At 34.4% G+C, this 12,299-nt stretch carries 13 protein-coding genes; 8 read left to right on the plus strand and 5 right to left on the minus strand.

Features of this window, described 5'->3' with window-relative positions:
• The first annotated feature begins 128 nt into the window (after window positions 1–128).
• Complete coding sequence (gene alaS, locus ACSV4D_RS01985) at window positions 129–2,765, plus strand: alanine--tRNA ligase (RefSeq protein WP_439226927.1); 2,637 nt, start codon at window positions 129–131, stop codon at window positions 2,763–2,765.
• 88 nt (window positions 2,766–2,853) lie between these two features.
• On the opposite strand, the gene ACSV4D_RS01990 is transcribed toward alaS, so the two are convergent.
• Window positions 2,854–3,243, minus strand: coding sequence for a hypothetical protein (locus ACSV4D_RS01990; protein ID WP_408081148.1), 390 nt, complete (start codon window positions 3,241–3,243; stop codon window positions 2,854–2,856).
• Window positions 3,244–3,633: 390 nt separating this feature from the next.
• On the opposite strand from ACSV4D_RS01990, the gene ACSV4D_RS01995 reads away from it, so the two are divergent.
• The 3 genes from ACSV4D_RS01995 to ACSV4D_RS02005 are packed head-to-tail and all read left to right on the plus strand — an operon-like array spanning window position 3,634 to window position 6,011.
• Complete coding sequence (locus ACSV4D_RS01995; RefSeq protein WP_439226928.1) at window positions 3,634–4,404, plus strand: hypothetical protein; 771 nt, start codon at window positions 3,634–3,636, stop codon at window positions 4,402–4,404.
• A 33-nt stretch (window positions 4,405–4,437) separates the two neighbouring features.
• Complete coding sequence (locus tag ACSV4D_RS02000; RefSeq protein WP_439226929.1) at window positions 4,438–5,388, plus strand: GSCFA domain-containing protein; 951 nt, start codon at window positions 4,438–4,440, stop codon at window positions 5,386–5,388.
• A gap of 2 nt (window positions 5,389–5,390) precedes the next feature.
• Complete coding sequence (locus ACSV4D_RS02005; RefSeq protein WP_408081151.1) at window positions 5,391–6,011, plus strand: DUF4230 domain-containing protein; 621 nt, start codon at window positions 5,391–5,393, stop codon at window positions 6,009–6,011.
• Window positions 6,012–6,017: 6 nt separating this feature from the next.
• On the opposite strand, the gene ACSV4D_RS02010 is transcribed toward ACSV4D_RS02005, so the two are convergent.
• The 4 genes from ACSV4D_RS02010 to ACSV4D_RS02025 form a co-directional block, all read right to left on the minus strand.
• Window positions 6,018–6,416, minus strand: coding sequence for a group III truncated hemoglobin (locus ACSV4D_RS02010; RefSeq protein WP_439226930.1), 399 nt, complete (start codon window positions 6,414–6,416; stop codon window positions 6,018–6,020).
• 38 nt (window positions 6,417–6,454) lie between these two features.
• Window positions 6,455–7,699: a threonine ammonia-lyase IlvA gene (gene ilvA, locus ACSV4D_RS02015; RefSeq protein ID WP_439226931.1), complete on the minus strand. Its 1,245-nt coding sequence runs from the start codon at window positions 7,697–7,699 to the stop codon at window positions 6,455–6,457.
• A gap of 188 nt (window positions 7,700–7,887) precedes the next feature.
• Window positions 7,888–8,427, minus strand: coding sequence for a DUF4136 domain-containing protein (locus ACSV4D_RS02020; protein ID WP_408081154.1), 540 nt, complete (start codon window positions 8,425–8,427; stop codon window positions 7,888–7,890).
• Between the two features lie 108 nt (window positions 8,428–8,535).
• Window positions 8,536–8,712, minus strand: coding sequence for a DUF5522 domain-containing protein (locus ACSV4D_RS02025; protein WP_439226932.1), 177 nt, complete (start codon window positions 8,710–8,712; stop codon window positions 8,536–8,538).
• Window positions 8,713–8,787: 75 nt separating this feature from the next.
• Here ACSV4D_RS02025 and ACSV4D_RS02030 point away from each other — a divergent pair, with 75 nt between their 5' ends.
• The 4 genes from ACSV4D_RS02030 (at window position 8,788) to hemL (ending at window position 12,282) form a co-directional block, all read left to right on the plus strand.
• The gene (locus tag ACSV4D_RS02030) at window positions 8,788–9,117 is read left to right on the plus strand and encodes a hypothetical protein (protein ID WP_439226933.1); all 330 of its coding nucleotides are present in this window, start codon (window positions 8,788–8,790) and stop codon (window positions 9,115–9,117) included.
• A 67-nt stretch (window positions 9,118–9,184) separates the two neighbouring features.
• Window positions 9,185–10,081, plus strand: coding sequence for a 1-aminocyclopropane-1-carboxylate deaminase/D-cysteine desulfhydrase (locus ACSV4D_RS02035; protein WP_439226934.1), 897 nt, complete (start codon window positions 9,185–9,187; stop codon window positions 10,079–10,081).
• Entirely contained in the window at window positions 10,074–10,907 is an 834-nt protein-coding gene (locus ACSV4D_RS02040) for a glucosaminidase domain-containing protein (RefSeq protein WP_439226935.1), read from the plus strand. Before ACSV4D_RS02035 ends, ACSV4D_RS02040 begins: the two co-directional genes overlap by 8 nt.
• 88 nt (window positions 10,908–10,995) lie before the next feature.
• Entirely contained in the window at window positions 10,996–12,282 is a 1,287-nt protein-coding gene (gene hemL / locus ACSV4D_RS02045; protein ID WP_439226936.1) for a glutamate-1-semialdehyde 2,1-aminomutase, read from the plus strand.
• The last annotated feature ends 17 nt before the right edge of the window (window positions 12,283–12,299 follow it).

A 12,299-nucleotide genomic window follows, 5' to 3' on the forward strand; every position in this document is an offset into this window, starting at 1 on the left:
ATTGAAACATTGTTGAATTATGAATTTTGCAAGAGATTTAATTTAGCAACGTAGCAAATAACTTGAAATTTGATAAAAGCTTATTTAATCTTTTAATTTTTAAATCTTTTAATTTTTAAATTATAAAAATGAAATCACAAGACATTCGCAAAGCGTATTTACAATTCTTTGAAAGCAAAGGACATTTAATTGTTCCTTCGGCACCTATTGTTCTAAAAGACGATCCAACCCTGATGTTCAACAACTCGGGGATGGCACAGTTTAAAGAATATTTTTTAGGAAATGCCGCGCCTAAAAGCAAGCGTATTGCCGATACGCAAAAATGCCTTCGTGTTTCAGGAAAACATAATGATTTAGAAGATGTAGGTTTTGATACTTATCATCATACGATGTTTGAAATGCTGGGAAACTGGTCTTTTGGAGATTATTTCAAAAAAGAAGCTATTCCGTGGGCTTGGGAATTTTTGACTGAGGTTTTGAAACTGGATAAAGACCGTTTGTATGTTTCTGTTTTTGAAGGAAACGAAGCCGAAAATGTTCCTTTTGATCAGGAAGCTTTTGATATTTGGAAACAATTCGTGTCTGAAGACCGCATTATCCTTGGAAACAAAAAAGACAATTTCTGGGAAATGGGAGATCAGGGACCTTGCGGACCATGCTCCGAAATTCATATCGATTTGCGTGCCGATGCTGAAAGAACTGCAATTTCAGGATTTAGCTTAGTAAATGCCGACCATCCGCAGGTAGTAGAAATCTGGAACAACGTATTTATGGAGTTCAACCGTAAAGCCGATGGTTCATTGGAAAAATTACCGGCACAACACGTAGATACCGGAATGGGATTTGAGCGTTTGTGTATGGCAATGCAAAATGTGACATCCAATTATGATACCGATGTATTTACACCGCTTATTGAAAAAGTGGAGCAAATTACCGGATTGAAATATACTTCAAACGAAGTTAAAAATATCAGCGACGAGCAAAACAAAATCAATATTGCGATTCGTGTAGTGGTAGATCACGTGCGTGCGGTAGCCTTTGCTATTGCCGACGGACAATTGCCATCTAATACCGGCGCGGGTTATGTAATTCGTCGTATTTTACGCCGTGCGATTCGTTACGGATTTACTTTCTTGAATACCAAAGAGCCTTTCATTTATCAGTTGGTGGCTGTTTTAGCCGATCAAATGGGAGAATTTTTTCCGGAAATCAAAAAGCAACAGACCTTGGTTACCAATGTAATTCGTGAAGAAGAAGCTTCTTTCTTGAGGACTTTAGATCAGGGATTACAGTTATTAGAGAATGTAATTGCTGAAACGAAAGGAAAAGAAGTAGCAGGAGCAAAAGCATTTGAATTGTACGATACGTTTGGTTTTCCAATTGATTTAACCGCTTTGATTCTTAGAGAAAGAGGATATAGCTTAGACGAAGCCGGTTTTGATAAAGCAATGCAGGAACAAAAATCACGTTCTCGTGCGGCTTCAGAAGTTTCTACGGATGACTGGAAAATTCTGGTTGACGGAAATACAGAATCTTTTGTAGGTTATGACCAAGTTGAAAATGAAGTAAAAATTACTCGTATTCGTAAAGTAGATTCTAAGAAAGATGGTGTTTTATACCAAATCGTTTTAGATGCTACACCATTCTATCCGGAAGGAGGAGGGCAGGTAGGAGATAAAGGAACTTTGGTTTCTGCTAACGAAACTATCGAAATTATAGATACTAAGAAAGAGAACAATCTGATTTTGCATTTTACTAAAAAGTTACCGGAAAATCTAAATGCTTCTTTTGTAGCAAAAGTAAATACCGATTTAAGAACTGCGACTGCTAAGAATCACTCGGCAACTCACCTGATGCACCAAGCCTTACGCGCGATTTTAGGAACGCATGTGGAGCAAAAAGGATCATTGGTAAACCCAAAAAACCTGCGTTTTGACTTCTCACATTTCTCAAAAGTAACAGATGAAGAATTGCAACAGGTTGAAGATTTTGTTAATGCCCGCATCCAGGAGCAATTACCATTAATTGAAAGAAGAAGCATTCCAATTCAACAAGCCTTAGACGAAGGTGCTATGGCTTTGTTTGGCGAAAAATATGGTGATAATGTACGTGCGATTAAATTTGGAGACAGTATGGAATTATGTGGAGGAATCCATGTAAATAATACCGCTGATATCTGGTCTTTCAAAATTGTTTCTGAAGGAGCAGTGGCAGCAGGAATTCGTCGTGTTGAGGCGATTACCGGTGCTGGAGTAAGACAGTTTTTTGCTACGCAAGAAGAATTGTTAAGCGAAATTAAAACGGCATTGAAAAACCCGCAGGACGCTGTTAAAGCATTGGTTTCTTTGCAGGATGAAAATATAAAGCTGAAAAAACAAGTAGAAGCTTTGCTGAAAGAGAAAGCGAAGAATATGAAAACGGAATTGGCTAACGAACTTCAGGAAGTAAACGGAGTTCAATTCTTAGCAAAACAAGTGGATTTGAATGCAGAAGGAGCTAAAGATTTAGCTTATGAGTTAGGGAATTTAGGAAACAACTTATTTTTAGTTTTGGCTACAGCCGAAGAAGGAAAACCAATGTTAAGCTGTTATATTTCTAAAGAATTAGTGGCTGAGAAAAACTTAAACGCCGGACAAGTAGTTCGTGAGTTAGGGAAGTTTATCCAGGGTGGAGGCGGAGGACAGCCTTTCTTTGCAACTGCCGGAGGAAAAAATGCAGCCGGAATTCCTGAAGCATTATCAAAAGCAATTGATTTTGTAAAATAGATTTTTAAAATGATTTAAAATAAAGAAACCCTTTTAGTTATTTGCCTGAACTAAAAGGGTTTCTGCTTGTAATAAAAGTATGAAAAAGTTATTTTTCGGAATAGGTTATTTCAATTCCGTTTTCTTCAAGAATATCCAATAAATAAGTGTTTTGTTGCGGATCGTATTTTTCAATACCGCTTTGATACCATTTCAGCAAAATACTAATTTGAAAATGAGTATATCCTTCGGTATCAATATTGATTCCAAGCAAACCGGCCAAAAGAAATTCTTCAAGAATCTTTTCGTTAATTATTTTTTTCGGAATACCATTCATAACACTGCCATTTAGATTTTCATAATCAAATCTTCCGGAATTAAAACCTTCGTTAAAAGCCGAATTAGGAGTGTCGTTTTGTACTTTAGAATAAGGATTCTGACCATTAGAATAACCTTCTAAATAGTCTTGTCTGTAGATAGGATTAAAGATGTTTTTCATGATAATTGAAATCGTATTCTTTTCAAATGTAGAGGCAAAAAATCAGTCGACCATTTAAAATCGTTGAACGGAAAAAATACTCTTTAAAACGCTTTGCCTATGTTTTTTATCGTTAAAATCGGTCGTTTTCCTAGTATTGCTTTCGGAGAAGGGTATCGGTTTTTTTTCAGATTTGTAGATAAGACAGGGTCATTTATAGTTGTATAAAAGTGTTGTAACGACTGTTTTAATACATTATTGGCTTAATAAACCGTTTTTATAGTTTTATTTTTTCTAAAAGTCTCTTTTGAACGGGTTTTTAAGTCGTTAAACCTAAATAATTGCGGTCTCTGAATTTAATATTTAGTTTTGATAACCCAAATTTTAAGTTCAATATAACCTAACTAAGTAATGAAAAAATTAGCCCCCATATTTCTTTTCATCTCTGCTCTGACTTTACTATTTACTTCCTGCGCAAATGATAAAGACGATAAGAGTAAAAATTTTGTCAAAATAATCGAATCTACTAAGGATGGTATTACCGAAAATTCGGTGTTTACATACAAGGAAAACCAAATAATAAGTGCAGATAATACTAAAGAGAAAACTGATTATACGTATCAAAACGGATTAATTACAAAAATCACTACTTATAATAAAGCAACTCAACTGACTTCGGTGTTGAATTACACTTATGATAAAGAAAAATTAATCAAAGTAAGTTCCACTGAAAAATATGTTATTTATTATACGCATAATGGTAACGACAAGGTTTCTTATCAAAAATATACTATTGATTCTCAAAATAAAGAACAAAAAGTGCTTCACGGAATTTTATATTTTAAAAATAAAAATCTAATTAAGGATGAATGTATTTTTGATAATGTTACTGAAAATTCAGTTTCGGGTTCAAAAACAACTTTTGATTATGATACTTACAATAATCCTTATTTTAGTATTTTGGGTTATGAAAAGTTATTGGATCACGGGGTATTGATTTCTAAAAATAATGCTGTAATGACGGTTGCAGAAACAACAGTTACTCAAGAAGGACAAGCCATTTCTTCGGCTAATATGTATACCACTAAATTTAAATATGATGCCGATGATTATCCTACGGAGCAAATTTCAGAAGAAAGTCTGATGAATCCTGATTATTCTAAGATCCAGTATTTGTATTAATATTATAATACTTAATTTTGGAAAAAAACTGTAATGCAATTTCGTACTGTAATTCCTGTTTTATCGAGTTCGTCTCCTGTTGATTATCATTCCAGGATTCTAAGTTTAGGATCTTGTTTTGCTGTTAACATTGCTCAGAAATTATCATATTATAAATTTCAAAACTGCTGCAATCCGTTTGGTATTATTTTTAATCCGGTTTCAATTGAAAAACTGATCAGCAGAGCTGTCAAAAAAGATTTTTTTACAGAAAAAGATATTTTTTTTCATAATGATTTATGGCATTGTTTTGAAGTGCATTCAGCGCTTTCTAATCCCAATAAAGAAGTATTTTTAGATTTGCTGAATCAATTAGTCAGTGAAACAAATCAACAGATAACTTATTCCACTCATTTTTTGATGACCTACGGAACTTCATGGGTGTATCGAAAGAACGAAAATAATCAGATTGTTGCGAACTGCCATAAACTTCCTCAAAAACAATTTACAAAAGAAATACTTTCGATTGAAACAATTCAGAATGCTATTGAGAATACAATTGTGTTGATTCAGTCTGTAAATCCGGAGGCCAAATTTACTTTTACCGTTTCGCCGGTACGCCATATCAAAGATGGTTTTGTAGAAAATCAGCTTAGTAAAGCGCACTTAATCTCAGCGATACATTCCAATCAAAAGTCAAAAACCGAAACATATAATTATTTTCCCAGTTATGAAATTATGATGGATGAACTGCGTGATTATCGTTTTTATACTGAAGATATGTTGCATCCAAGTGCTTTGGCAGTTGATTATATCTGGGAGAAATTCAAAGAAACTACTATTACCCCATCTGTCTTTACCATAATGGAAGAATTGGAAACCATTCAGAAAGGATTAGCACATCGTCCTTTTAATCCAAATTCAGAAAGTCATTTGAAATTTGAAATAAATCTCCGGAAAAAAATCACTAAATTAGAATCTCAATATCCATTTATGAAGTTTTAACGATGATAAAAAAGACAGTCACCACTATAATTATTGTTTGTATAGTTGTTTTGCTATTTAAATATTGTGATTTCAAAAAAAATAACGAAGCCGATATTAGCTATAATACCAATCTGATTCAGCAGCAAATTGTAAATGTTGGAAAATTAGTCGTTACCGAAGGACATTTCTCTGAAGTGATTACTTATAAAAATCAGCAAAAATACCTGATGAATATGGTTTCTTTCGAAAAGAAAGCGCTTATTGTTGTCAACGCCGATGTGACTGTAGCCTATGATTTGCAAAAAATGAAATACGATATTGATGAAAAAAACAAAATCATCACGATTGTTAGTATTCCTAAAGAAGAGATAAAAATCAATCCTGATATTCAGTTTTATGATGTGGAGCAAAGTAAATTAAATCCTTTTACAGGAGATGATTACAACAAAATCAACAAATCAGTGAAAGCCAATCTGGCGAAAAAAATAGAAAAATCAACTCTAAAGTCGAATGCTAAAAACCGACTCATCAGCGAACTTTCAAAAATTCTGATTCTGACCAATACTATGGGATGGACTTTACAATACGAAGGTCAAATTATTGAAAATGAAAAAGATTTAGGACAGCAGGTAAAAATGTAGTTTAACTTAACTCTCAAAAAAATTCCGTCCGCCATTCCTGAAATACTCAATTTTATAAAAGAACATTTCTGCCATGTTTTTAGCGCGGAGTTTTGCTTCTTCGGCTAATTTGCCTTTGAATAAACTATCGATGGTTTCGGTAAAAATTTCCATCCATCGGTTAAAATGTTCTTTAGCCACAGGCAAATGCTTGTGTGGCGGAAACGGACTTCCAGAATACGTGTGTTCCTCTAATAAAATAGTTTGCCAAAAACGGTACATTCTTTCTAAATGTGCCGGCCACTGATTGCCAATTTTTTCATTAAAAATGGGGCCGATTAAGTTGTCCTGTTGTACTTTGGTGTAGAAAGAATCTACGAGTAGCCGGATGTCATCCAGATTTTGTATGTCTGCTAAATTGTTCATATTTTCAGAAAATAATAAATTACAAAGTTAGGATGTTTTTAACCAATTAACTGATGGAATAAATCCTGTTTTTCGTTCAGGTATTTGTATTCAAAACCTTTGTTTTCCATTTTTTCTTTTATGGCAATAATATCATTTTTGTTTTTGAGTTCAAGACCTACAACTGCCGGACCGGTTTCGCGGTTGTTTTTCTTTGTAAACTGAAAATAAGTAATATCATCATCAGGACCTAAAATGTCATTGACAAATTCCTTTAAAGCTCCCGGACGTTGAGGAAACTGAACCATAAAATAATGCATTAATCCTTCGTAAAGTAAAGACCGTTCTTTGATTTCAGCAGTACGTTCAATGTCATTATTACTCCCGCTTACTACACATACTACGGTTTTACCTTGAATTTCTTCTTTGTAAAAATCCAGGGCCGAAATAGTTAAAGCCCCTGCAGGTTCTACTACCATAGCTTCTTCATTATACAGGCGTAAAATAGTGGTGCATACTTTTCCTTCGGGAACAAGGATGATATCACTCAGGTTTTTTTGGCAAATTTCAAAAGTCATTTTGCCTACCTGTTTTACGGCAGCTCCATCTACAAATTTATCGATGTTTTCTAAAACACTCACTTTGCCATCAGCTATCGAATTTTTCATAGACGGTGCTCCTTCGGGCTCCACACCAATGATTTTAGTATTGGGACTCAGCTGTCTGAAAACTTCCGAAAGTCCGGATGCAAGTCCGCCACCGCCTATTGGAACAAAAACATAATCGATAGGTTTCTTATAACTTTCCAGAATTTCAAGACCTATAGTTCCCTGACCCGCCATTACTTTTAGATCATCAAAAGGATGGATGAAAGTGATTTTGTTTTCGGTAGCATCTGCCATCGCAGCGGCATAAGCATCATCAAAGGTGTCGCCGGTAAGTACAATTTCGATAAAATCACCACCAAACAGGCTTACCTGTTTCAGTTTTTGTTTCGGGGTGGTTTTGGGCATATATATTTTCCCTTTTATTTGTAGCAGTTTGCAGGAGTAAGCCACACCCTGAGCGTGATTTCCGGCGCTGGCACATAACACGCCTTTTTCCTTTTCGGCAGCTGTTAAAGTGCTGATTTTGTTATAAGCTCCTCGTATTTTATAGGAACGAACAGGCTGTAAGTCTTCTCGTTTTAATAAAATCCGGGCATTAAATTCTGTAGATAAATTTAAATTTTCAGATAAAGGAGTTGCTGTTATAACTTCTTGTAATTGTTTTTTTGCTTCTTGTATTTGATGAAATAATTTCATGGCTTTCGGGTATAAAAAAACCTCCTGAAGAGGAGGTTTATAAATTTGTATTTTGATTACTGATTTACATAACACTCCGTCATTATTGTTGAATAATGTTAATTGAAATGTTGATGTAAATAGTTTTGATCATTTTCTTTAAATTGAATTACAAAGATATCAATTTATGGTTATAAATTAGAAAAGGCTTATTTTTTTGTTTCATTTGGCGGGTACTGTTCCAGAATCTTGGCTACAAATTCGTTGATTTGTTGTTCTTTTTCTCTTCGGTTTTCGGTTAATGTTCCTATTGCTTCTCCTTGCCAGATTAACTCTTTTTTCTTAGCATCGATTAGATCAATATAAAGTGTTCCCTGTGTGGATCGTGTAGTATAGGTATTTCCTCCCCAGAAATAAGGATTCCATCCCCATCCCCAACCGTATCCCCAACCCATATTGAATTGGTTTACATCAACTTGTTCTCTTTCTTTGGTGAAAATATTAACCAGTAAATCAGGGTTTTCACTTTTGGTCATCCCTTTTTTAGTCAGTTCGTTGTCAATGGCATGTAAGATTCTTTTTTTATCCAATTCAGATATCTGAACACGGTCAATACCTTTTTTGTGAAAAGCAAAGGTTTTGTACTGAGTAAAATCAGCACGACTGTCAAAATCAGAATAGACTCTTACAGAGCTACAGGAGCTCAAAAGAAAAAGAAATAATAGCGGTAATATTTTGAGTGTTTTCATAATGCAATTATTTGATTATTTAAATATAATTAAGATTCGGGTTTATTTTATATACGATGAAAAAATTATAAAAGATTTTAAAAAATCTGTTTTTAAAAGTTTTTCGTATTATTTTTTATTCGTTCCTGTTTTTTTATCATATCCATAAGGACAGTGACGGCAACCGCTTTTACAACAATACCCTCTTTTTAAATGATGTTTTTCAGTAAAACATTTATATCCCTCGGGGGTGTAATAGAAATCTTCACCTTCTATTAATTTATTTTCATTATTTTGCCCTGTCATTAATAGATTTTATTTCTGTTTTTGAAAACTCAAAAAACGATTCTTCTTTACACAAATTTATAAATTATTAAACCAATGTTTTTTATTGTTAACAAGTATTTAGTACCAAAAGGTTTCCGTGGTTTAACAGCCTATCCATTTGTGTTTTTAAAATATCACGTTGATAAAGAAAACCCTGTTTTTATCAATCATGAACGCATTCATTTACAACAACAATTAGAATTACTGATATTTCCGTTTTTTATCTGGTACCTTCTGGAATACCTCATTCGCTTATTAAAATATGGTAACAAAAACCGTGCCTACAGAAGTATATCATTTGAGAGAGAGGCATATAGTAATGAATCGGATATGGATTATCTTAAAAAGAGAAAGGTTTTTAGTTTCGGAAAGTATTTGTTTTAACCGTAAATCTTGCAAAGTTTTCTTTATTTATAGCTATAAGTTCTACCTTTGTCAAAAATCAATTGTCTTGAATCAAAAACTGCAAATAAAGTTTCCGAATTCTGTTTCCATTACTATCAAAAGGGAAGATTTGATTCATCCGGTTGTTTCGGGAAATAAATTCAGGAAACTAAAATACAATTTGCGTCAGGCGAAAATAGAAAATAAAAGAAAGCTACTCACTTTTGGCGGAGCTTTTTCAAACCATATTGCTGCTGTTGCTTTTGCAGCAAGAGAAAACGGTTTTGAATCGATAGGAATTATTCGTGGTGAGGAATTAAAAGATAAAATCACTCAGAATCCCACTTTAGAATTTGCCCGGGAATGCGGTATGCAATTAGAATTTGTTTCCCGGGAACAATATCGGTCAAAGAATGAAGTTACATTTTTAGAAGAACTAAAATTGAAATTTGGCGATTTCTTTCTGATACCCGAAGGCGGAACAAATAAACTGGCTGTAAAAGGTTGTGAAGAGATTTTAACAGATGAGGATAAGCAGTTTGATTATATTTGTTGTGCTGTAGGAACGGGAGGAACTATATCTGGAATTATTAACAGCAGCTTTTCTCATCAAAAAGTTTTAGGATTTCCAGCTTTAAAGGGGGACTTTTTACAAGATGAAATTCGTATTTTTGTGCAAAATAAAAAATGGGACCTGATTAACAGTTATCATTTTGGCGGGTATGGTAAGGTAAATGAAGAATTGATAACTTTTATAAACGATTTTTATACAGATAATCAAATTCCTTTAGATCCTGTTTATACTGGGAAAATGGTTTTTGGCGTTATAGATATGATTCAAAAGAATTATTTTCCGGCTCAGTCCAATATTTTGCTGATTCATACCGGAGGTCTTCAGGGAATTCAGGGAATGAATGCCAAATTGAAAAAGAAACAATTACCAATACTATCAATCAATGTTTAAAAAAATCCTCTTTTTATTTATTGCCTTAATGCTGGTTAGTTGTCATGCCGGCAAATCTCCAATTGTAACCACAAAAAAAGCAGCGGTTAAAAACACTTCTTATTCTAAAAAAACAAAAACAACAAAAGCGCGAAATGAAGTTATAGAGTCCACTTCAAGAACTGTTGTTACTAATGATATTGTTGGTAATTATGTTTTGCAGTACAAAGATGTTGCGATGGGGAATATGAAAATTTATGGCATTCCGGCCAGTATTATTTTAGCTCAGGGTATTTTAGAATCAGGTGCCGGAAGAGGAGATTTGGCAGTCAGCGCGAATAATCATTTTGGAATCAAATGCCATTCAGACTGGAAAGGAAGTTCTGTCAGACATGATGATGATTCCAGTCAGGAATGTTTCAGGAAGTATGATAAAGTGGCGGAATCATATAAAGATCACGCTTTGTTTTTGACAGGTAAAGGGCGCTATGCGAGTTTGTTTGCCTTAGATAAAGATGATTATAAAGCCTGGGCAAAAGGCTTAAGAAAAGCCGGATATGCTACTGATCCAAGGTATCCTGATAAATTAATTTCGTATATAGAACGCTATAATTTAGCACAATATGATGCTATAGTATTAGGAATTCACTATAAACCGATAGAGAATCAAAGCAGCTCAAGGATTGTTAACATAACAGCCGGCAGTGAAGGTTTTTATGAAGTACAGAAAGGAGATACTTTATATTCGATTTCAAAAAAATACAATGTATTAGTTGAAGATTTAAAACGAAAAAATAACCTCTCGGATAATACACTTTCTATTGGACAAATGCTGAAAGTGAATTAATTTATAAGTGTAAAAAAATAAGTTAGAAAGTAAGTTTTTTTTAAAAATCTGAAATCTGAAATCTACAATCTGAAATCTAAAAATAAAAATGTTATACCAAAGAAGTAGTCAGTTATTTGCTGAAGCAGAAAAAGTAATTCCGGGTGGCGTAAATTCACCTGTACGGGCATTCAAATCAGTAGGAGGAACGCCCATTTTTGTTAAAAAAGCCAAAGGAGCTTATTTGTATGATGAAGATGGAAACCGATTGATTGATTATATTAATTCCTGGGGTCCCATGATTTTAGGTCATGCTTTTGAGCCTGTAGTTGAGGCTGTTACTGAGAGAGCTAAATTAGGAACTTCTTTTGGAATGCCTACCGAATTAGAAACTCAGATTGCAGCTTTGGCCGTATCGATGGTTCCTAATATTGATAAAATCCGTTTTGTGAATTCAGGAACAGAAGCTTGTATGAGTGCTGTAAGACTCGCCCGCGGATTTACAAAAAGAGATAAAATTATCAAATTTGCAGGTTGTTATCATGGGCATTCAGATTCTTTCCTGATTCAGGCCGGTAGCGGTGCAATGACTTTTGGGACGCCAAATAGTCCGGGTGTTACTGCCGGAACCGCTCAGGACACTTTGCTGGCTACCTACAACGATTTGGAAAATGTTAGAAGTTTAATTGCTGCTAATCCAAATGAAATTGCCGCTGTAATTGTAGAACCGGTTGCGGGAAATATGGGATGTGTGCCGCCAATCAAAGGTTTTTTGGAAGGGCTGCGCCAATTGTGTTCTGAAAACGGAATTTTACTAATTTTTGATGAAGTAATGACCGGCTTTCGTCTGGCTAAAGGCGGAGCTCAGGAATTGTTGAGTATCAATGCTGATATAGTTTGTTTTGGAAAAGTAATCGGAGGGGGGCTTCCGGTAGGAGCTTTTGCGGCTCGTGAAGAAATCATGAATTATCTGGCACCTGTAGGACCGGTCTATCAGGCAGGAACTTTGTCAGGGAATCCGCTGGCAATGGCTGCAGGTTTGAAAATGCTGGAATCTCTAAACAATGAAGCAGTGGTTTTTCAAAGATTAGAAGAAAAAACAGCTTATTTAGAACAAGGAATTCATAAGGTATTAAAAACAAATAATATTATCTATACAATCAACAGGGTTGGTTCGATGATTTCGGTGCATTTTGATGCAAATCCGGTGGTTGATCTTAAAACTGCTGCTAAAGGGGATAATGAAACGTTTAAAAAATTCTTTCACGGATTACTGAAAGAGGGGATTTATATCGCACCATCAGCTTATGAAACCTGGTTTATTACCGATGCATTAAGTTATGAAGATTTGGATTTTACGATAAAAGCTATCGATAAAGTTTCAAAAAATTTGTAAAATTCAAACCAGAAAAA

It is taken from the genome of Flavobacterium sp. ARAG 55.4, assembly GCF_051846875.1.
In the GTDB taxonomy this organism is placed as follows: domain Bacteria; phylum Bacteroidota; class Bacteroidia; order Flavobacteriales; family Flavobacteriaceae; genus Flavobacterium; species Flavobacterium plantiphilum.

Coding starts and splice junctions, on each gene's coding strand:
- alaS (WP_439226927.1), top strand. CDS start 129: ATGAAATCACAAGACATTCGCAAAGCGTATTTACAATTCTTTGAAAGC.
- ACSV4D_RS01990 (WP_408081148.1), bottom strand. CDS start 3,243: ATGAAAAACATCTTTAATCCTATCTACAGACAAGACTATTTAGAAGGT.
- ACSV4D_RS01995 (WP_439226928.1), top strand. CDS start 3,634: ATGAAAAAATTAGCCCCCATATTTCTTTTCATCTCTGCTCTGACTTTA.
- ACSV4D_RS02000 (WP_439226929.1), top strand. CDS start 4,438: ATGCAATTTCGTACTGTAATTCCTGTTTTATCGAGTTCGTCTCCTGTT.
- ACSV4D_RS02005 (WP_408081151.1), top strand. CDS start 5,391: ATGATAAAAAAGACAGTCACCACTATAATTATTGTTTGTATAGTTGTT.
- ACSV4D_RS02010 (WP_439226930.1), bottom strand. CDS start 6,416: ATGAACAATTTAGCAGACATACAAAATCTGGATGACATCCGGCTACTC.
- ilvA (WP_439226931.1), bottom strand. CDS start 7,699: ATGAAATTATTTCATCAAATACAAGAAGCAAAAAAACAATTACAAGAA.
- ACSV4D_RS02020 (WP_408081154.1), bottom strand. CDS start 8,427: ATGAAAACACTCAAAATATTACCGCTATTATTTCTTTTTCTTTTGAGC.
- ACSV4D_RS02025 (WP_439226932.1), bottom strand. CDS start 8,712: ATGACAGGGCAAAATAATGAAAATAAATTAATAGAAGGTGAAGATTTC.
- ACSV4D_RS02030 (WP_439226933.1), top strand. CDS start 8,788: ATGTTTTTTATTGTTAACAAGTATTTAGTACCAAAAGGTTTCCGTGGT.
- ACSV4D_RS02040 (WP_439226935.1), top strand. CDS start 10,074: ATGTTTAAAAAAATCCTCTTTTTATTTATTGCCTTAATGCTGGTTAGT.
- hemL (WP_439226936.1), top strand. CDS start 10,996: ATGTTATACCAAAGAAGTAGTCAGTTATTTGCTGAAGCAGAAAAAGTA.